Annotated in this window: 16 protein-coding genes; 12 read left to right on the top strand and 4 right to left on the bottom strand. The window is 44.1% G+C overall.

The genetic code is table 11. From position 1 onward, the window contains the following. Positions 1-63 precede the first annotated feature (63 nt). Positions 64-3,207, top strand: a complete 3,144-nt coding sequence (locus tag A3735_RS07300) for a response regulator (RefSeq protein WP_068509899.1) — start codon at positions 64-66, stop codon at positions 3,205-3,207. A gap of 33 nt (positions 3,208-3,240) precedes the next feature. Here the strand turns inward: A3735_RS07300 and nadB are convergent, their stop codons facing one another. After that, positions 3,241-4,854 (bottom strand): L-aspartate oxidase, encoded by a 1,614-nt coding sequence (gene nadB / locus A3735_RS07295; protein WP_068554718.1) that lies wholly within the window; start codon positions 4,852-4,854, stop codon positions 3,241-3,243. A gap of 276 nt (positions 4,855-5,130) precedes the next feature. Between nadB and rpoE the strand changes: the two genes are divergently transcribed. The 6 genes from rpoE to A3735_RS07265 all read left to right on the top strand — a co-directional run bounded on the left by rpoE (position 5,131) and on the right by A3735_RS07265 (position 10,036). Next, complete coding sequence (gene rpoE / locus A3735_RS07290) at positions 5,131-5,739, top strand: RNA polymerase sigma factor RpoE (RefSeq protein ID WP_068509108.1); 609 nt, start codon at positions 5,131-5,133, stop codon at positions 5,737-5,739. Beyond that, positions 5,739-6,389 carry a sigma-E factor negative regulatory protein gene (locus A3735_RS07285; RefSeq protein WP_068509103.1) on the top strand — a complete coding sequence of 217 codons (651 nt, stop codon included), beginning with the start codon at positions 5,739-5,741 and terminating at the stop codon, positions 6,387-6,389. Before rpoE ends, A3735_RS07285 begins: the two co-directional genes overlap by 1 nt. A gap of 27 nt (positions 6,390-6,416) precedes the next feature. Further along, positions 6,417-7,445 (top strand): MucB/RseB C-terminal domain-containing protein, encoded by a 1,029-nt coding sequence (locus A3735_RS07280; RefSeq protein WP_068509100.1) that lies wholly within the window; start codon positions 6,417-6,419, stop codon positions 7,443-7,445. A gap of 10 nt (positions 7,446-7,455) precedes the next feature. Then, positions 7,456-7,908, top strand: a complete 453-nt coding sequence (locus tag A3735_RS07275) for a SoxR reducing system RseC family protein (protein WP_068509098.1) — start codon at positions 7,456-7,458, stop codon at positions 7,906-7,908. A 113-nt stretch (positions 7,909-8,021) separates the two neighbouring features. Continuing rightward, positions 8,022-9,431 carry a DegQ family serine endoprotease gene (locus tag A3735_RS07270; protein WP_068509097.1) on the top strand — a complete coding sequence of 470 codons (1,410 nt, stop codon included), beginning with the start codon at positions 8,022-8,024 and terminating at the stop codon, positions 9,429-9,431. A gap of 122 nt (positions 9,432-9,553) precedes the next feature. Next, the gene (locus A3735_RS07265; RefSeq protein WP_068509096.1) at positions 9,554-10,036 is read left to right on the top strand and encodes an NADAR family protein; all 483 of its coding nucleotides are present in this window, start codon (positions 9,554-9,556) and stop codon (positions 10,034-10,036) included. Between the two features lie 29 nt (positions 10,037-10,065). On the opposite strand, the gene A3735_RS07260 is transcribed toward A3735_RS07265, so the two are convergent. After that, a complete protein-coding gene (locus tag A3735_RS07260; RefSeq protein ID WP_068509107.1) occupies positions 10,066-11,604 on the bottom strand; it encodes a bifunctional ADP-dependent NAD(P)H-hydrate dehydratase/NAD(P)H-hydrate epimerase in 1,539 nt (512 codons plus the stop codon). A 147-nt stretch (positions 11,605-11,751) separates the two neighbouring features. Between A3735_RS07260 and A3735_RS07255 the strand changes: the two genes are divergently transcribed. Further along, positions 11,752-12,651, top strand: coding sequence for a cation diffusion facilitator family transporter (locus tag A3735_RS07255; protein WP_231875617.1), 900 nt, complete (start codon positions 11,752-11,754; stop codon positions 12,649-12,651). A gap of 18 nt (positions 12,652-12,669) precedes the next feature. On the opposite strand, the gene A3735_RS07250 is transcribed toward A3735_RS07255, so the two are convergent. Together A3735_RS07250 and A3735_RS07245 are read right to left on the bottom strand one after the other, a co-directional pair. Continuing rightward, the gene (locus tag A3735_RS07250) at positions 12,670-13,713 is read right to left on the bottom strand and encodes a putative solute-binding protein (protein ID WP_068512937.1); all 1,044 of its coding nucleotides are present in this window, start codon (positions 13,711-13,713) and stop codon (positions 12,670-12,672) included. A 223-nt stretch (positions 13,714-13,936) separates the two neighbouring features. Then, positions 13,937-14,326, bottom strand: coding sequence for a ribonucleotide reductase subunit alpha (locus tag A3735_RS07245; protein ID WP_068512934.1), 390 nt, complete (start codon positions 14,324-14,326; stop codon positions 13,937-13,939). A gap of 631 nt (positions 14,327-14,957) precedes the next feature. On the opposite strand from A3735_RS07245, the gene A3735_RS07240 reads away from it, so the two are divergent. From A3735_RS07240 to A3735_RS07230, 4 genes are all read left to right on the top strand, one after another. Continuing rightward, entirely contained in the window at positions 14,958-16,706 is a 1,749-nt protein-coding gene (locus A3735_RS07240) for an acetyl-CoA hydrolase/transferase C-terminal domain-containing protein (protein ID WP_369808626.1), read from the top strand. Positions 16,707-16,863: 157 nt separating this feature from the next. Beyond that, positions 16,864-18,186, top strand: coding sequence for an alginate export family protein (locus A3735_RS07235; RefSeq protein ID WP_068512929.1), 1,323 nt, complete (start codon positions 16,864-16,866; stop codon positions 18,184-18,186). Between the two features lie 170 nt (positions 18,187-18,356). After that, positions 18,357-18,473, top strand: a complete 117-nt coding sequence (gene ccoM, locus A3735_RS32370; RefSeq protein WP_304438928.1) for a cytochrome c oxidase subunit CcoM — start codon at positions 18,357-18,359, stop codon at positions 18,471-18,473. A 174-nt stretch (positions 18,474-18,647) separates the two neighbouring features. Then, positions 18,648-19,712, top strand: a 1,065-nt coding sequence (locus tag A3735_RS07230) for an HDOD domain-containing protein (protein WP_068637842.1), incomplete at its 3' end; no start/stop codon positions are given.

The raw sequence follows: 19,712 nt of genomic DNA, 5'->3' as shown, positions 1-19,712 counted from the left end.
TTCTCTTTTACCAATCTATTGCCTATACTTTTTCCATATTTCTTGGACGAAAGAACGAGTGCTATGAAGCAGGAAAGTAAGAAAGTTGTTGGCCCTTCAATGAAGCGAAGAGATCCAAGAACGGAACAAATCACCAAAGAACTATCAGAAGATCTTTCAACTAATAAGCATACTCAGCACCAGGATGACTGTGCTAGAGCTGAACGAAGTGCACATGTAGGTCCCAGAAATAGAGTCTTCAGCAGTTTGATCTTTAAAATGAGCTTGGGCCTTGTTCTGTTTATCGCAGCAGTTGTAGCCGCCAGCTATTTTGTGACTCAGACAAAAGGCAAGCAGGTCATTTCCGAGCAGGCTGAAAAGCTAAATCGAGAGATTGGCCAGAATATTGTTTTAAAGCTGCAACAACGCCTTGTTGCGACTGAGACATTGACCACGACTTTAGCAAAACTCGGTGTCTCGCTTTCCAAAGATGTTGCTACATTTAAAGATTTATTGCCAAAGGTTATTGATCAAGCGGGAATGTCAAAGCTTGTTGCCGGTGGTGGTGTTTGGCCCGAACCCAATCAGTTCAAAGAAGGCGTGGAACGTCGGTCCTTTTTTTGGGGGAGAAATGAGCAAGGTGTCTTAGAGTATTTCGACGATTACAACGACCCCAAAGGGAATGGCTACCACAACGAAGAATGGTATGTTCCTGCCCGTTATTTAAAACACGGGCGTGCTTACTGGTCAAAGTCTTATATGGACCCTTATTCATTAGAACCGATGGTAACTTGTACGGTGCCAATGTTCGAGAATGGCGTTTTCAAGGGTGTCGCAACAATCGATCTAAGGTTAACTGGCTTGTCTGAGTTTATGTCTGAGCAGGCAAAATTAATTGGGGGCTATGCTTTTGCCTTAGATCGAAATAATCGCTTACTGTCATTCCCAGTCGAAGTTAATAAGCAAGCTCAGTTCCTAGACCTCAAAGGCTTCGTCAAACATGAATATCCGACTATGTCAGACATTTCAGCAACTAACTCCGGTTTCCAGCAAATAGAAAGTTACCTTAAAACGGTAAGTACTTCGCTCAGTAATGGGGCAGGTGATGATAAATTCAGTGCTGAAGTTAAACGCTTAGCAGAGGTGCTGGCTGAAGAATCTTATCAGGTTGAAGTTGAAGAAGGCTCTACGATAGCCGCTTTCTTGTTAGGTTTGCGGTTTGAAGCCTCAACAAATAAACCACTAATCTTGAAAGATGACCCTATTCTATTAGAGGCTTCATCAATCAGAGTCTTGAGCCTTCCCAATATTGGCTGGAAGATCGTACTATCTATGCCTGCCCGGTATAGTATTGCGGTAGTAGATGAAATATCTGACGGCCTATTAAGCAATCTCTTAGTACTGTTAGTTTTCAGTGCTCTCTCTTATATTATCTTCTTCAACCTGGTCTTCATGGAGCCTATTAATAAGCTGACCCAGCAGGTGAGAAAGCTTGTTAGCCGTGAAGATTACGTAACGCGTCTGAAAATACCTAGCAGTAGCGAACTTTCCCAGTTAGCGAGCTGGTTTAATATTCGTACCTCTCAGCTGAGTGAAACCTTAGATGAGCTTAAGCAGCGAAACTCACAGTTGGATGACGCCAGAGAAGTTGCTGAAAGCGCTAACAGAAGTAAAAATATTTTTCTCGCATCCATGAGTCATGATATTCGAACGCCAATGAATGCCATCATTGGTTTGTCGGATGTGTTAAAGAAAACCAAACTCGATGCTGAGCAGGATAAGTTTGTAAATGTTATCAACTCTTCAGCTCAGGCTTTATTGTCCTTAATTAACGATATAATGGACTTTTCTAAGATCGAGGCGAATCAGTTAGATCTAGAAAGCATTCCTTTCGATTTGCGTCAGGTAGTTGATGACTGTGCAGATCTAATCAATTTTCAGGCACAAGAAAAGCGTTTGGAATTTATTTATTATCTATCTCCAGATATCAATCGCTGGGTCAAAGGCGACCCGAATAGAATACGACAGGTTATTCTGAATCTTGCTGCAACTGCGGTCAAGTTTACCAGTTCCGGGCGAGTTGAATTGTGGTTGGAATCGGCTTACCAGAATGACAACAATACCCAGCTAATTGTGGAAGTTCGAGATACCGGTATAGGGCTATCAAAAACTGCGCAAAGTAAGCTGTTTACTCCTTTCGTTCAAGGTGACTCTTCGACAACTGGAAAGTATGGCGGTACGGGCTTAGGGTTGACTATTTGTAAGCACTTGGCTGAGTTGATGGGTGGTAGCGTAGACTTTAGAAGTGAAGAAGGTATTGGCACAACGTTTATTTTCAAACTCAAACTGCAATGCCAGCAAGACAAAAATGTAGTACTACATGACGCTCAAAGAAAAACTGCATTGCCGACTAAAGTTCTATTGCTGGAAGGCAAGGATCACTTCCAAAACAGTGTGCTGGAACAGTATTTTAGAGCAGCAAAGATTGAATTTGAAACCTTCGTTAGTGTCTCATCCTGGTTGTCAGTGTTGGCTAAAGAAAGCCCTGATTCCTTGGTAACAGTATCGGTTGATTCCACCTTGCTATATGAACTCGAGTCAATGGAATCCCAGCTGCCTGACCCCCTTAAAAACCATAAAACTGTTTTAATGACTGATAAGGATGAATGCAGTGAGATTAAAGATCCTTCTTTCTCAGGGCGTTTTAGAATCAGCTTTTTGTCTCAACCACTAAGGTATGATGAATTATTAGCAGAAATTACCTGTCATGATGGAAGTCATGAGAGCGATAACATCAAGCTTGATAATGTTCAACATGGTGAAGACTTGGGCTTTGCGCCTCATAGTAAAATATTAGTCGTCGAAGATAATAAGGTTAATCAGCAGGTATTGATGATAATGCTTGACTATTTGAATCTGAAAGCTGATATCGCCAACGATGGTGTTGAAGCACTGGAGGCTGTTCAAAAATCTCATTACGATTTGATTTTGATGGACTGGCAAATGCCAAGAATGGATGGTCTAGAGGCTACTCGTAATATTAGGGCTATTCAAGGGCTTGTGCAGCCCGCAATCATTGCTGTTACTGCTAATGCTATGTCAGGTGATATCGAGAAGTGTATAGAGGCCGGTATGGATGACTATTTGAGCAAACCGGTGGAAAAAGATAAGTTAGAGCAGACCATTCGTCGGTGGCTTGCTCCAAAACACGATGAGCAGGTTTCCTAAACTAAGTAAGCCGATATAAAGTTCTAGTTCGGTTTACCAGTCTCGGGTGGAATAATTAGTGGGGGTTAAAACCGTATCCTTGGCACTGGGGAGTCGCTCCGGGTAGTCTAGTGTATAGTGAAGGCCTCGGCTTTCTTTTCTCTGGATTGCGGAGCAAATGATCAGGTCTGCAACCGTGACAAGGTTTCTTAGTTCTAACAGGTCATTCGTCACGCTGTAGTTACTGTAATAATCAAGTATCTCTTGATGTAAAAGATCAACACGGTGCTTTGCTCGCTGAAGCCGCTTATTCGTTCGAACAATGCCGACGTAATCCCACATAAAGCGCCTTAACTCATCCCAATTATGCGAAATTACAACATCCTCGTCAGAATCGGTTACTTGGGACTCATCCCATAAAGGGGCATCGGGTGGCTCGGGAATATCTGCAGACTTTCTATTGATATCATTGGCTGCTGCCTGTCCATAAACGATACATTCAGTCAGGGAGTTGCTGGCCATTCGGTTTGCGCCATGTAAACCCGTGAACGACGCCTCGCCAACTGCATAGAGTTGATTAACATCAGTACGGCTTCGGTGGTCCACCATAATGCCTCCGCAGGTATAATGTGCAGCAGGGACGATGGGAATTGCCTGGTGGCAGATATCGATACCAAACTTCAAGCAAGTCTCATAAATCATCGGGAAGTGAGACTTGATAAAATCATCTGGCTCGTGGCTAATGTCAAGATAAAGATGGTCGGCACCGATACGTTTCATTTCATGGTCAATAGCTCGAGCGACAATGTCACGCGGCGCTAATTCTTCTCGCTTATCAAAACGATGCATAAATCGTTCGCCATTTGGCAGTAACAACTTTCCACCTTCGCCACGTACCGCTTCAGTTATCAAAAAGGACTTAGCTTGTGGGTGGTAAAGGCAGGTAGGGTGAAACTGGTTGAACTCCATATTGGCCACGCGGCAACCACTACGCCAGGCCATGGCAATGCCATCACCGCTGGCGCCGTCAGGGTTGCTTGTGTATAGGTAAGCTTTGCTTGCGCCGCCAGTTGCCAGTACGACGAATCGTGCTTTGAATAGCTCGACATGATCGCTGGACTGGTTAAGTACATAAGCCCCGACGCAGCGATTGCCAGGTAAGAAAAGCTTTTTGTGTGTGATAAGGTCGACCGCAACCCTGTTTTCAAAAATATCGATATTTTCTGCTAACTCTGCCTGCGAACAAAGTGCTGTAGAGATTGCCAAGCCAGTCGCATCGTCCGCGTGAATCACGCGGCGGTGACTGTGACCACCTTCTTTGGTTAGGTGATAAGTGTCTTCTTCAGCGTTGTCCATCTTGGTAAAGTCAACACCCTGATCAACTAACCAGGAGACACTCTGTCTGCCGTTTTCTACAGTCTGCCTGACTGCGTCTTCGTGACATAAACCAGCACCTGCATTAAGTGTGTCTCTGATATGAGACTCGATATCATCTTTCTCGCTGAGCACCGCTGCAATTCCGCCTTGCGCCCAAGGTGTCGAGCCGCTAGATAGACCTGCCTTTGATATCACTGCAACAGATAAGTCTTTATTCAAACCGAGAGCAGCACTTAGTCCAGCGGCGCCGCTGCCAATTATTAGAACATCATAGGTATAGGAAGAAGACATTATCGGTACTCATTCAATAAGTTAACGGCCGCTATTATTTAGATATTGAACTTATTTGTAAATGAAATGTCTCAATTCTATAGAGATAGCGATTAGCGCTTAAAGATCGAAGCGCATAGAATGACAAAGTGGGACATAGGTGTGACAGTCAATAATTTTAAACAATGTTTGAGTCATGTAGAGCAGGGTAAAGAAGTGTTAAAACAGCGAGAAGGCGTTTTAATTTTCGAGGCTCTGAGCGATAATGTAGTGATATTTCAACAAAAAACTAAAAATATGACTCATACCACACTGCCTGAAAAAACTGACGCTGACACGAGTATAGATCAGAAGTTAGTGGTCCGTGTGCAGCGGGGCGATAAAGCAGCCTTTGATTTACTGGTCATAAAGTACCAAAACAAGGTTGCAGCAGTCGTGTCTCGCTATGTTAGTGATTACCATGAAGTCGCTGATGTAACCCAAGAAGCCTTTATAAAGGCCTACCGAGCAATAGACAGGTTTAGAGGGGATAGTGCCTTTTATACCTGGGTTTATCGTATTGCTATAAACTGCGCTAAAAACTACCTTCAATCCAAAGGTCGGAGACCCCCGTCAAGTGATTGTGAGCTTGAGGGTGCGGAGTTAAACCCAAATGCCAGTGCTTTAAAAGATACCGCATCACCTGAACAGTTGTTGAGTAAAGACCAGTTGGAAGCTGTGATCAAGAATACGATTAAAAAGCTGCCTGAAGATTTGCGCATCGCTTTGACGCTAAGGGAGTTTGATAATTTAAGTTATGACGAAATTGCGGCGGTGATGGAATGCCCGGTTGGAACTGTTAGGTCGCGTATATTTAGGGCTAGAGAAGCGATTGATAATGAGATCAAAGCCATGAGAGGTGATTAATGGACGAGAGATTAAGAGAGTCTATATCAGCGTTGATGGATGATGAGTCAAATGAGCTGGAACTTCAGCGAATACTCGGTCACTCCGATGAACAAGAGGTGCAGCTACTGTGGGGGCGCTATCATGAGGCGCGTCAGGTGCTGAAACGAGATAGTGAAAGCCACTTCAATATTGATATTAGTGCCGGGGTGGCTGCGGCAATCCGGGACAATGCAGCTGAACCTTCACTCGATATGAGTACCGAGATGGATAGCGTAGAAGGTACTGTCCCTCAGAATCTTGCTGATCGCCGTGAGGATCAAAAAGTTGTTCCGCTTCTTGATGATAGCTCTGAATCGTCGAGCAAAAGAGGCGGAAGTCGTGCTTGGCTTGCCTTAGCGGCCAGTGTCGCTTTTGCCTTTATTTTTGCTTTTCAAGGTACGACTGAACTGAATGATGAAATACAAAGCACTGCTGCGAATATTTCTGCTGAAGGTGCGCTGCTTAAAGTTTCTGCGCAAGAGCCTAAGGTTGTTGTTGAGATGACTGAAGAGCAGGCGCGTCATTTTAGTCAGTATTTACTGAGGCATGCTGAACACTCGATACGTGGTACTCAGTCTGGTTTTATGCCTTTGGCTAGGGTTGCAAGTGTCAATTCTGTTGGAATATAAGCTGAGCTTGGAAGTGAAAATATCATCATGTTAATTGATTTGAATAAGCTTAATACTAAAGTTCTTCTGCGTGGGTTGTTGCTACTTTTTTGTCTTGTCGGTGCGCCGCTCTATGCTCAAGGCGCCAAGGAGGAATGGACTTATCAGTTTCCAAAGGAGCGCAGCGCCTGGGAAGCAATTGATTGGTTGATGTTTATGCAACAAGCCTCTGTAGAGCAGAACTATCGTGGACGCTTTATGTTCTCGAGAGGTGCTATGTCGAGTACCATGAGTGTTATTCACCAGTACGAGAAGGGTCTTGAGAAAGAGCGCTTAAAGCAACTCGATGGCGAGATGGGCGAAATTGTCCGTGATGGTGAGCGGGTAATGTGCGTCTTTCCGAATAACAGAGTTGTAGAGGTAGAAAACAGTCCTCTTTCCAATAACTTTACTAATAAGTTTGTTGGTTTTATGCCTGGTAAGAGTCATTACTCTTTAGTTCTTAAGGGGAAAGAGAGAATGATAGAGCGTTCATGTGTTGTGGTGGAAATATCTGCCAATGACGATGAACGTTATAGCTATAAGCTATGGATAGATGAAGAGAAAGGCCTGCTCCTAAAGTCTGAGTTAATTGACCAAGAGCATAAAGCCTTGGAGCGTTTCCAATACACACATGTAGAGTACCCAAATAATATTGACTCGACCGTTTTCGATGTAATGGGGGCAGGGAAAGCGATTAAGCATGAAATGATCAAAACGGCAGACAAAGGTATGTCCTGGTCGCGTTCCCTGATGTGGCAAGTTGAATTTTTGCCTAATGGCTATGAAAAGATAAATGGAGAGGCAAAAGAAGGTGAGCATGTAATGGTCTATAGTGATGGCCTGGCAACCTTCAGTATATTTATCGAGTCGGTTGATAAGGGAACTATGCCTGAAGGTGCGACACAGGTGGGTGCAACAACTGCCTATTCAACTGATCACAGTGTTGATGGTCATGACTATCATGTGACGGTTGTTGGCGAAGTTCCTGCTATGACTGCAATGAAGGTTGCGAAATCAGTCAAACCGATCATGTAAGGTTAGTTTAATGATTAAAGAACAAGCTATAGTCATTGCTGATGACTCAACAACTAATGGGCGTATATCGGTTCGTATCGATAGAAAAAGTGCCTGTGAGAGTTGCCAGATGAAAGCGGGCTGTGGCCAAAAGCTAGTCAATGATAGTAGCCAACGAAAATGTATTGAGTTTGAGCTTGATAACGAGTTTGATGTACAAGTAGGGGATTATGTAACCCTCGCAGTTCCAGAGAAAACTTTCCTGCAGGCCTCCCTCGTGATGTATGTGCTTCCCTTGGTTTTAATGATTCTTTGTGCTGTGCTTGCGGAAAGTTATTTAGCCTTAAATGATGCCGCGACCTTGCTGGCGTCCATTTGTGGCTTTGGATTAGGGCTTTATTTGGCTAGACGTTTTGCTAGCGAGCATAAAAGTGATCCAGACTTTCAGCCACATATTGTAGCCGTAGACCGGGCTATAGACTAGTATTTTTCCTCTTTAACCTTGCTCCCCCGTTACGTATTTTTAAGTTGAAAACTAGCCCTTCGGCCTCAAAAATGAGGGTACGTTCTAACTACATACTCTCTTGAGGATTCTTCATGAAGTACATAAATAAACTCAGCTCCTTGCTATTCTTGATGGCTGCAATCAGTGTATTGAGTCTCTCTAGCCATGCTGCAGATCTGCCGGATTTTACCGAGTTAGTTGAAGAGCATGCGGAATCGGTCGTTAATATTAGTACGGTTAGCCATGCCGAGCGACCTTCCCAGTTCCAGTTTCAGGGTGATATGGAGCAAATCCCGGAGTTCTTCCGGCATTTCTTTGGCGGCCCACCAAAATCAGGAAAGCCTAACGGCAAGAAGCGTATGCAGTCGATGGGCTCAGGCTTTATCGCAAGTGAAGATGGCATTATTCTAACTAATAACCACGTCGTCGATGGTGCTGATGAAATTTATGTTCGTTTTAGTGATCGACGTGAATTAAAAGCTGAACTCATTGGCGCTGACAAACGTTCAGACCTGGCCGTTTTGAAAGTTGAAGCAGATGATTTGCCAGCAGTTAAGTTGGGTAAGTCAAAGCCGCTTAAGGTTGGTGAGTGGGTCTTTGCTATAGGGTCTCCTTTTGGTTTTGATTACACCGTTACTGCCGGAATTGTTAGTGCCAAGGGGCGTAGCCTCCCTAACGAAAATTATGTACCTTTTATTCAGACTGACGTAGCGATTAATCCAGGTAATTCTGGCGGCCCACTATTCAATATGGATGGTGAAGTTGTTGGTATTAATTCTCAAATTTATACTCGTTCAGGTGGCTTTATGGGCGTTTCTTTTGCGATTCCAATTGATGTCGCAATGGAGGTCGTAGCTCAGCTCAAAGGCCAAGGTTATGTCGCGCGTGGTTGGTTAGGGGTCTTGATCCAGGAAGTTAACAAAGATCTTGCTGACTCCTTTGGTTTGGATCGTCCTTACGGTGCTTTAGTTGCTCAGGTGGTTGAGGACTCGCCTGCAGACCAAGCAGGTATTCAAACTGGTGATGTAATTATCGAGTATGAAGGAGAAGAGATTGATTTCTCATCTGAACTACCGCAGCTGGTAGGGCGAACAAAGGTTGGTGACAAGGCCAAACTAAAAGTTGTTCGTGATGGAGATGAGAAATCAGTGAGTGTCGAGATTGGTGAGCTTCCGACTGACGAAAGTGCGAGCGCTTTACAAAATAAACCTCAGGTAGAGAAGACGAACCGTATTGGCATTAAAGTGCGAGAACTTGATCATGAGACCTTGGATGATTTGAATTTGGATGGCGGTGTTCATGTTATCCAGGTAGAGTCGGGTGCAGCACGTGAAGCAGGGATTAAACAGGGTGATATCATCACTCGACTCAATAACCAGAAATTCACGTCGGTAAAAGAATTTCAAAAGGTGGTAGAGAGTCTTCCTTCAGATAGAGCTGTTCCGGCATTGATCGTTCGTCAAGGAAGTCCTTCGTTTATTGTTATTCGTGTTAAAGATTAGACAGAGTCATTGAACGCCTTAAGTGGTGAGTACGCTCGGTAACTTCGAGTGTACGCTCACCACTGTTTTGATCAAGACGTATCGGGTATGATGGCTTTTTCAACAGTCCAAGAGTAAAAAATTTGTTATTTCCTGATTTAGACGAAGATGCATTATTTCTATCACGTAGCAATGAAGACGAAGCGCTTGGTACTCATAAGCTGGCTTCTTTTTTACTCGAGGGTTTATTGTGGCCGAGTATCGAGCATTACTATCAGGCGATGAAGTTTCAGGAAACTTCTCCTTCCTACTTTGAAAAGATCCGGAAATCGTCAACCGCCAAACAGGCGAGGCGCATGGGTAGATCTCGCTTTCATAAAGTTCGAAAAGACTGGGCTCAAGTCAAACGAACGGTTATGACGCGAGCGGTTTATACTTATTGTCGTAGCCATCCTCAGGTCGCTCAGCTTCTTTTAGATAGCGGTAGCAGGAAGATACTGGAAAATAGCCAATACGATTATTATTGGGGTTGTGGTCGTGACCGCCGAGCCGAAAATACTTACGGCAAGGTTTTGATGGACGTTAGGTCAAAACTGAATCAGGAAGGTCGAGAAAAACAAAACTAAGATTCAGGCATAAGATTTTCTCGTCATACCTATAGCTCGTAATTTAGCTTGTTGAGTAGCGATCTGACGACTGGTATCAAATCGCATGCAGATAAGCCACGTTCGCCAGATTGTTTGGCAGCAATGTCTGCTGCACGAGCGTGTAGGGTGGTTGCTAAACGCAAGGCAAAGCCCTCATCGAAGCCTTGAGCGACCAAGCTGCCAATTATTCCACTTAGTACGTCTCCCATTCCCCCGCTTGCCATGCCTGGGTTGCCATAAGGGCAAATGCTGATTGTTTCGCCTTTGCTGGCAAGTAAGCTTCCACTGCCTTTTAATAGAATATGTCCACCAAGCTTATTGGAGAGCTCAGTGATTGCATGAAGCCTATCCTGCTGGATTAGGCCAGCGCTACCATGCCCGAGCAGTCGCGCAGCTTCACCAGGGTGGGGAGTGTATATGCGTTTACCTTGATTTTCCTTATCAACCGAGTTGATCCAATTCTGTTTGTTAGTCAAGATATTCAAGGCGTCTGCATCTAGCACCAGCGGCTTATCGAGCTTAATAACCCTTTGCAGTAACTTTTCTGACCATGCAGATCTACCAAGGCCCGGACCGATTACAATTACCGTTGCCGCGTCCAGCAATTGCTCAACTTGTTGAGTATTTTCAGTAGAGGTGACCATGACCTCTGGTGTGCGTGATAGCAATGCAGAGCAGTGGTCTTGATGGGTGATAACGCTCGTCAGGCCTGAGCCGCAGCGAAGTGCTGCTTCAGCAGCCATGAGTACCGCGCCACCATAGCCCCGGTCTCCGCCGACAATGAGGGTGTGCCCACAATTACCTTTGTGAAAATGGCGGGGCCGGACAGAAACTTGATCTAGTAATTTCTGCAGTGACAAGCAATGAGCGATAGGCGTCTGCTCATTAATAATTTTGGCTGGCACCTCCAGGTCGTCGTAATATAGTTCGCCAGTATAGTGTTGACCTTCAGCGGTAAATAAGCCCAGTTTTAGGGCAATAAAACTCGCAGTGCAGTCGGCTTCGATTGCGGTGCCCATTATACTGCCCGTATTGGCATTTAAGCCCGATGGAATATCAATCGCTAATATCGGGGCAGTAGATTTATTTGCTGCTTCAATAGCGTCAGCATACAGGCCTCTGACAGGGGAGTTAAGACCGGTACCTAATAGAGCGTCGACGATAATGTGATTGTCGGTCTCTGATGCTAGACTTTTGTCTGAGTAGTGGTCGCAGCTTACGTTTTCTGCTAAGCACATCTGGTATGCACTTTGCGCATCACCGACAAGTTTATCTGGAGGCGAAAGAAAGTAGACATTACATGCAATTCCATAAGCTTTGGCTAGCGCAGCGACAATATAGCCATCTCCGGCATTATTTCCACTGCCGCATAATACTGTGACTTTCTGGCAGTTGGGGAATCGTTCTAATAGTATATTGAAGCTAAATTTCGCTGCTTTGTTCATGAGCGAAAAGCCCTTGATTCCATGCCTGTTGATAGCCGAACTATCGATATCTCTTACCTGCTGGCTGAGGAATAATTCACTGGGAAGTTTTGTTTCAGGCATATCGGGTTCCATCTGATAGGGCGTCGAAAAGCTTAAGTTAATGATACAGTTCAAAATTTATATTTAATTAGATGATGCTAATTAATGGTTTTATTTAGTATAGATGCCCGTAAAATAGGAGCTCTATTCTTTTGTTAAGAGATCTTAGTGAACATTACTATGCGGACAAAATCGGAACAACTTATTATTTGGGCAACCAGGGCTTCTGTCGCTGTTGCATTTACCTTACTAATATTAAAAATATATGCTTGGATTGTAACGGGTTCAATGGGGGTGCTAGCCGCACTAGTAGACTCGTTACTGGATTTGGCTGCTTCGCTAATCAATATGTTTGCGGTGCGTTATGCCTTGGAGCCCGCGGATGAGGAGCATCGTTTTGGGCATGGTAAGGCTGAATCACTAGCGGGCTTAGGGCAAGCAATATTTATTGGCAGCTCGGCGATATTTCTATTGATGTATACAGTGGAGCGGATTTTTAACCCTGAACTGATCGAGTCACCTGAAATTGGCACATGGGTGATGCTCTTCTCGATGGCATTAACTTTGGTATTGGTTGCTTACCAGCGTTATGTCGTTAGAAAAACCAATTCGATTGCTGTCAAGGCTGATTCTCTTCACTATTCAGCAGACTTAGTAACTAATGCTGGAATTTTGTTAGGCTTGGCCCTTTATTATATGGGCTGGTTGTATTCAGACCCTATTATTGCCTTACTAATAGGCTTGTACATTCTAAAATGTGCAATAGAAATCGGCTATGAAGCCATTCAGTTGTTGCTTGACCGGGAACTCCCTGATGAGGAAATTAATCAGATAGAAAGCTTGGCTTGTGAACATGAAAACGTCATAGAGATTCATGATCTAAGAACACGTCAGTCTGGTCAGACGAAATTCATTCAGTTCCATCTTGTAATGGATGGGAATATGACATTACTCGCTGCACATGACCTCGCTGACGAGGTACATGACAAGATAAAAGAGTTTTTTCCGCAATCCGATATAATCATCCACCAAGACCCCCATACAGCGATAGCGAATGTAGGGGATTAGCGTCAAATACTTAGCTCTCTATTCGCGGTTGCTTGCTGAGCATTCAGCCGCTTGAGGGTCGAGTTTGCAGCGGACCTTCCTCATTAGTTTAAGCGTCTTTTGGTCGTAGATACCGCGACGACCTAACTCCAAACGGCTCTCTCTAAAATCTTCCACCCAGTAATCGTATAGATGTTCGGGGATATCTATCCAATAGTGTTCGGGGATAGTTGCTTCTGGGTCCGTAAGGAACTTAACAAACTTTGAGTATTCCTCAACCGCTTTTAGCCGAGCCTTCTGAATAAAGCCTTCGGGGAACTTTTCCCAACGTGCGATAACCTGCATGGTGATATACAGGAAAGGGTCTTTATAGATGCCACCGTCAGGTTCTAAGCCTTTATGCATTTCGAAGGGCTCGTAAACAATTGCCGGCGCTGCAGTCAGGTCAACCGTACCGTTGTTAAACTTGAGGATTGAGTTAAAAATGGTTGAATTAACGGGTGTAATACCGTGCTTTTGTGACAGGTATTCAGATTCGGGAACATCATCGAGAACGGCCATGCGTTTGCCAGCAAAGTCTTTGGGAAGCAAAATGCTACGGTCGCGCGTAAACATAAATATTGCACCAGCAGGGCCAATGCCGAGCACTTCAAATTCTCCTATGCGCATTAGGTGAGCCGCCTTAGGAGAGCTTAGGCTTTTGATAATAATGCCAAGATGCTTGTAACTTGGGATTGCGCCAATTGCGCCTAAACTGCCAGTAAAAGAGTTAAACTCACGCGCTCTGAAGCCAAGCATATTCACCGCATCGCAACGTCCAAGTTTGAACTCATCAATCGCTATGCGTTCGTCGCTGAAGACTTCGAAAGTAAGGTCAACGCCCCACTTATAAGCTTGAATGGTCGCTTCTTTCATAATTTGTCCGACCGGCCCCGCTTTACCTATTGGGTCCCAGACACACATGAAGATAGGAACAAGATCTACTTTTTCCTTACCTGGCGGGCTATAAGGTTCGCTTGCCTGAACAGCAAGGGTAAAAAGTATGCTTACAACGAAAACGTTTAGTCGAGTGATCACATCCATGAATACAGGCTTCTATATGAGTTTGTTTTTGTTTGATTTATCTATCTTATCGGGCCGCTTCTTATCTGTCATCATAAATAACATGAACAGTTTCTTATTATGAGACAAGCAATAGGGCGATCTTAGAATTAGGGTACGCTAATTGGTGTGTGGGGAGCTAAAGGTCGAAGTACTCGCTAGAGCGCTTTGGCTTTAGCGAGTGGCTCTGTTGGTGACGAAAGCACTAAGCTGGCTGAATGAGTACCGGGTTTTCTTTACGGTCAAATATCACGTATTGAGACAAGTCCTGCCCCGAATCCAGGTTGTTGGCCATTTGGTTTAAGTAAGGTTCTGCATCATCAGGGCTCGGCGCTTCGCCGTCTTGTCCTGCCAAACCAGCAACAAACATGAAGTCCCACTCATCTGAAATAGAGTCTGCTTCTTCTGACAAGGCAGCAAATGACTCAATTTCTTCTGGTAGCTTGTCCACGCACATTACAGGCGATAATGAGCCTTCCTGTTCACCTTTTTTTTTGCCTGCTTCACCTTCGGCTTTGGCGAATAAAAAAAGTAAGCGTTGAGGTTGGTCTTGCTCTTGGGCGGCTGTGAGAAGCTCACTAAAGGTAGAAATCATTGTGTGGTCCTTATGTTAATGTGGCGTCATCATAACCACTCTCGCCAAGAGAATAAATGATTAGCGTCAATTGCTTTTGAAGCGTAAGGCAGAGCTTTTGTCGGAGCCCTTGATAATTTTTTGTGAGTGTTTGACTTATGTCATGATTAGCGCGCTCAAGTGTTGTTACTGTAGACGAATTCGTACTGGATATAAAAAACAAGAACGGTTTGGAGAACTCATGGAATTATTTAGTGAAGTTGAACGCTGTGTCGAGCGGACGATAGAGACGGTTGGTAAAAATATTGTTTTGGGTTTACCTCTAGGTTTGGGAAAACCAAATCAGTTGGCGAATGCTTTTTACAGAAAGGCGCAGCAGGATCCGAGTATTAATCTGCGGATCATTACAGCTTTATCGCTAGAAAAGCCAAGACCAAAAAGTGAAATGGAAGCCAAGTTTCTAGTGCCATTTGTCGAGCGCTTATTTGGTGATTACGAAGAGTTAGAGTATGCCAAGGCAGTCAGGACTAACACCTTGCCGCCGAATGTCGAAGTCTCGGAGTTTTACTTTAAAGCGGGTGCTATGAAGAGCGTTGCCAGTGCGCAGCGAAACTATGTATCGAGTAACTATACCTTTGTATCGCGCGACTTAATGATTAATGGCGTCAATGTGCTGGCACAAATTGTCGCTAAAAAAGAAATAGATGGCCGACCACAGTTGAGCTTAAGCTGTAATACCGATGTTACCCTGGATATTATGCCTCTGATTGAAGAAGAGAGGGCGAAGGGGAAAAAGATCGTCACTATTGCTCAGGTTCATGACGATTTACCGTTTATGTATAACCGTGCAATGGTCGAGAATGATTATTTTGACTTCCAGGTTCATAGTCCTGCCTATCAGACTCGTTTGTTTGCGCCACCAAATATGTCGGTTCCTAACCCTGACTATATGGCAGGCTTATATGCCAGTACTCTAATTAAAGATGGCGGTACATTGCAGATTGGTATCGGTTCATTAGGTGATGCCATCGTTTATGCATGCAAATTGCGCCAGACCGATAACGACGTCTATAAACATGTCGTCGACTCTCTGAATATCGATAAAAAACTTATCTCCGAATATGGTGGCGTGGATGCCTTCGATAAAGGCTTGTATGGTTCCAGTGAAATGTTTGTTAACGGCTTCATGCACCTAATCAAGAGCGGAATTGTAAAGCGTAAGGTCTATGATGATCTTGATTTACAGCGCTTGATTAATGAGGGGAAAATTGGTGAAACAGTTTCACCATCTACACTTGAGTGCTTGTTAAATGAGTCGATTATTTCTCATCAGCTGACTCATTCTGACTTTATTTATCTACAGCGCTGGGGCATTTTTTCTGATGCCGTACAGTGGGCTGAGGATGGTCTTAAAATAGGCGAAACGACACTTTCGATTAACTTGTTAGAGCAAGCCAACTTTGCCTCCGTGTGTGAACTATGCCTGGGTGATAACCTCAAGGGTGGTATCTATATGCATGGTGGCTTCTATCTAGGGCCTCAAGACTTTTATCAAGCTTTGCGCGACATGAGTCGAGAGGAAAATGAAAAGATCTGTATGTCGAGTGTCGGTCATATCAACCAGCTTGACTACAATCATCCGCTCCTATCTGCGCAGCGTAAGCACGCTCGCTTTATAAACACCGGCATGATGGTGACGCTGAGTGGTGCGGTTGTATCAGATGGCCTAGAAAATGGCACGGTTGTGAGTGGTGTAGGTGGCCAATATAACTTCGTATCGATGGCTCATTCATTGCCTGATGCGAGATCAATATTGTGCGTTAGAAGTACACGCGGTAGTGGTAAAGACCTGCAGTCAAACATTACACCACACTATGGCCATATCACGATTCCAAGGCACCTTAGAGACATCATTGTGACGGAATACGGTATTGCCGATTTACGCGGCAAGACCGACGAGCAAATCGCGATTGAGTTGATTAAGGTTGCTGATTCTCGCTTCCAGCAAGAATTACTAGAAGATATGAAGTCGAAAGGTAAGGTTCGCGAGAGCTTTACATTACCAGCAGAATACAAAGAAAACTATCCTGAGAAGTTAGCTGGGATTCTTAAGTCTGCTCGTGAGAAAGGTTTATTCCCACCGTTTCCGCTTGGCTCTGATTTTACCGATGAGGAAATTGCACTCGGTAAGAGCTTGAAGGATTTGAAGGCCTTAATGGCGCACCCACGACAAATGATCAAAGCGGTTATTCGTTCCTTTGTTCATAAAGTTGATGCAGACGAAGCGCGTCCTTTTCTTGAGCGTCTGAGCTTAGACCATCCAGATTCAACAAAAGATAAGATTCTTCAGCACTTAATTCTTCTGGAACTCGAAGAAAACGGTTATTTAAAACCAATGTAATTCGGTTATTTATATCAATTAAGCCTCCAATATTGGGGGCTTTTTATATGATGCTCAATTTCTTAAATATAAGGCTGCTGGATAGGCGTGACAATAATACTAAAAAGCTGTTAAATTCGTTTTAGCAATTATATTGATAACAATAAGAGAGCTTTATATGTCTTCGCAAAAAGTGTTAGGTAAGTACTGTCATTCGCTAGCTCGCGCTTTTCTTATTTGCACTGCTACATTTTCCTCTTCTTTATATGCCTACGAATATGTAGATGACCAGAAATTAGCCGATGCTAGCTCGATAGCAGATGCACTCTCTGAAGGTACTGCAGAGTTAGACTTTCGCCTTCGCTACGAAGATGCACGCCAATCAGAACCCTCTGAGCAAGGTGCTCAAGCGCTGACACTCCGCTCGCGCCTAAGCTATCAGACGCAGCGTTATATGCTTTTTTCGGGGTTTATCCAGTTTGATGATCTAGCGGCGATTCCAAATGATGAAAATTACAATTCGAGTACAAACGGGCAGCTCGATGATGTTTTAATCGGGGAACCGGATGAAACTCGAGTAAGTGAAGTTTGGCTTAATTATGACATTGCCAATACATCGTTCACTTTTGGTCGACAGGCTTTTGAGCTTGATGCTGGGCGTATGATTGGTAGCGATAGTTGGTATCAAAACGAACAAGTATTTACGGGCTTGAGTGTCACAAACCAAAGCCTGAACTATACAAAGTTTACCTATGTAAACTTTGATCGGGTCGAGCAGCCTTACGCGAAGTACTCGCAAGATACTGATGCCGACTTGAAAGCGCGATTGTTTAATCTGAGTTACAATGGCTTCTTGTTAAATGACTTATCGCTTTACCACTTAACTATTTCTGATCATAAGCGCGACAGACGCTGGGAAACGCAAACCTCTGGTATCTATTTTTCGGGTATGGTTGGCGGCAACAATGGCATCGCAGACTCATCAGGAAACCGCGAAGGGGAAGATTTCTCAATTTCCTACTTGTTTGAGTTTGCTACTCAGGGTGACAAGGGCCAGAACCCTATTAATTACAGAGCCAGCTATAGTCGAATGCAGCTTGTCGCGGGCTATCAGGGTGGAGGCTTTACAATCGCCCGTGAAAGACTTGGTGCCGATGGCAGTGCTAGCTTTGTCACTCCTTTAGCTAGTATGCATGAATACCAGGGTTATACCGGCCAAGCTGTGGATCAAGCCTTGGGGAATGTTACAGGTGGAATTATCGATACAGTATTTGGTGTTTCATACCGCTGCTCAGATGATTTTTCTATCGGGCTAGCTCATCATGACTATGAATTTGATAAGGCTCCTGGCGCTGAATCATCAATCGGCACAGAGCTGCAAGCTGAGGTAAAGCTCAAGTTTCATGAGCTTAGTTTTACAGCTAAATATGCTGACTATAATGCAGATGCCTTGGGCGAAGATACTCGTCGCATATGGTTGCAAACTGGCTTGTCTTTCTAAGCCTTTGTTTATCATTGCTCAAAGAAATAAAACCCAACAGACAAAAGCTGCTGCTTAGTTCGGGGAACTTTGGCTTAGCTGAGGGATAGTTGCCAAGCGATTGATGTGTGTCATGTGCTGAATCACTAGAGCATGATAAATTTTCTTTATTAACTAGAGGAGATTTTATTATGTATATAGATGAGACCATCATTGCGGGTTTATTGGTTGTTGCGGGTACTGTTGTGTTTCTAGGTGGCTTTGGCTATTTTGCTTATAAAGACGCTCAGAAATCTAAAAAAAGTTAGTTCGCTTTACTTGAAAAAACCAGGTCATAATTCTCTTGATCTGGTTTGTGTTTCCCCGCTCTTATTCAAGAGCTTCGTCATAGACGCTTTTTCAAATACCCTCTCACTTCCAAACACTACTCTTTTCTGAATCCCTTGCTAGACTGAGTATTAAACTCAAATTAGGAATATTGAATGAAAGGTTTACATGGTTGGATGCGTACCCTCGAGAAAAGCGAGGCGGCTGTTCTCTCAACCTTAATTAAGGAGCTAGACCAAGTTACGGCTTCTGATGAGTCTTCTGGGGCCCAATTGGCAGAAGTTATTCTTAAGGATGTAAGCCTGACTGCCAATATCATACGTGTTGCTAACGCAGTAACTTTCAACCCTAGTAATATTGCAGTGACAACGGTCAGTCGTGCGGTTATCAATATTGGTTTCAAGAATATTCGCTCAATTTGTTTGTCGATCAAAGTACTCGAAGCAGTACTGAAAGATTCCCCATCTCCCTTATTAGTCGCAATGCTTGCCCGCTCGCTTCATGGCGCAAACCAAGCAAAAGCGCTCTGTGAAAAGCTGAATAATACGGAGCAGGAAGAGGTATTTGTCGCCTCTTTGTTGAGCCATTTGGCTGAGCTGTTGGTCTTGGGGTGCCACGAATCTGAGGTACGCTTGCTTAAGCGTGAGATTGAACCTAGCTCTTCAATTGAAGAAAAAAATCGCTGTGCTGAGAAGTTCCTGGGCGTTAGCTTAACTCGTTTAGCAAAAACACTGACCAAACAGTGGCGAATTGAAGGCCTGATTAACGATGTTCTAGCGGGCTCAGGAGAAGAGGACCCGCGTGTTCAAGCGGTTATATTAGGAGATGAGATAAGTCGTGTTGCTTTACTCGGCTGGGATTCAGCAGAGTTTAAGGAGGTTGCGCAGCGCGTCGCAGAATTTAAAAATATCGGTGAAGCAGAAGCAATGTTCGCACTCAAGAAAACAGCAGATGAAACGGCAGAGACTGTTGCTTCCTTCGGCAAGAAAGTATTGGTTGAGCATATTCCAACCAGCACTCGAGCAGCAAAGGAATTAGAGAAAAAATACGACAATGAAACTGAAGGCTTACAGCCAAATACTGCAATAGAGCTTGAAGCACTGGAGCGTTTGGATAAGCTGTTAGCGGGTGATTTTAATATCAATGAGGTGTTTAAGCTTTGCTTGCAAGGGCTTCATAAAGGCATCGGCCTTGAGCGCGTCGCCTTGGCAATATTTGAT

The organism is Oleiphilus sp. HI0061 (assembly GCF_001635675.1).
Note: the sequence above shows the minus strand (reverse complement) of the source record. Positions and strands in the feature narration are given on the sequence as shown.

Bases quoted from the DNA above. Each gene is read 5' to 3' on its own strand.
- A3735_RS07285 (WP_068509103.1), top strand. From the start codon at position 5,739: ATGGACGAGAGATTAAGAGAGTCTATATCAGCGTTGATGGATGATGAG.
- rpoE (WP_068509108.1), top strand. From the start codon at position 5,131: ATGACTCATACCACACTGCCTGAAAAAACTGACGCTGACACGAGTATA.
- A3735_RS07275 (WP_068509098.1), top strand. From the start codon at position 7,456: ATGATTAAAGAACAAGCTATAGTCATTGCTGATGACTCAACAACTAAT.
- nadB (WP_068554718.1), bottom strand. From the start codon at position 4,854: ATGTCTTCTTCCTATACCTATGATGTTCTAATAATTGGCAGCGGCGCC.
- A3735_RS07250 (WP_068512937.1), bottom strand. From the start codon at position 13,713: ATGGATGTGATCACTCGACTAAACGTTTTCGTTGTAAGCATACTTTTT.
- ccoM (WP_304438928.1), top strand. From the start codon at position 18,357: ATGTATATAGATGAGACCATCATTGCGGGTTTATTGGTTGTTGCGGGT.
- A3735_RS07280 (WP_068509100.1), top strand. From the start codon at position 6,417: ATGTTAATTGATTTGAATAAGCTTAATACTAAAGTTCTTCTGCGTGGG.
- A3735_RS07235 (WP_068512929.1), top strand. From the start codon at position 16,864: ATGTCTTCGCAAAAAGTGTTAGGTAAGTACTGTCATTCGCTAGCTCGC.
- A3735_RS07300 (WP_068509899.1), top strand. From the start codon at position 64: ATGAAGCAGGAAAGTAAGAAAGTTGTTGGCCCTTCAATGAAGCGAAGA.
- A3735_RS07240 (WP_369808626.1), top strand. From the start codon at position 14,958: ATGATTAATGGCGTCAATGTGCTGGCACAAATTGTCGCTAAAAAAGAA.
- A3735_RS07245 (WP_068512934.1), bottom strand. From the start codon at position 14,326: ATGATTTCTACCTTTAGTGAGCTTCTCACAGCCGCCCAAGAGCAAGAC.
- A3735_RS07260 (WP_068509107.1), bottom strand. From the start codon at position 11,604: ATGCCTGAAACAAAACTTCCCAGTGAATTATTCCTCAGCCAGCAGGTA.
- A3735_RS07270 (WP_068509097.1), top strand. From the start codon at position 8,022: ATGAAGTACATAAATAAACTCAGCTCCTTGCTATTCTTGATGGCTGCA.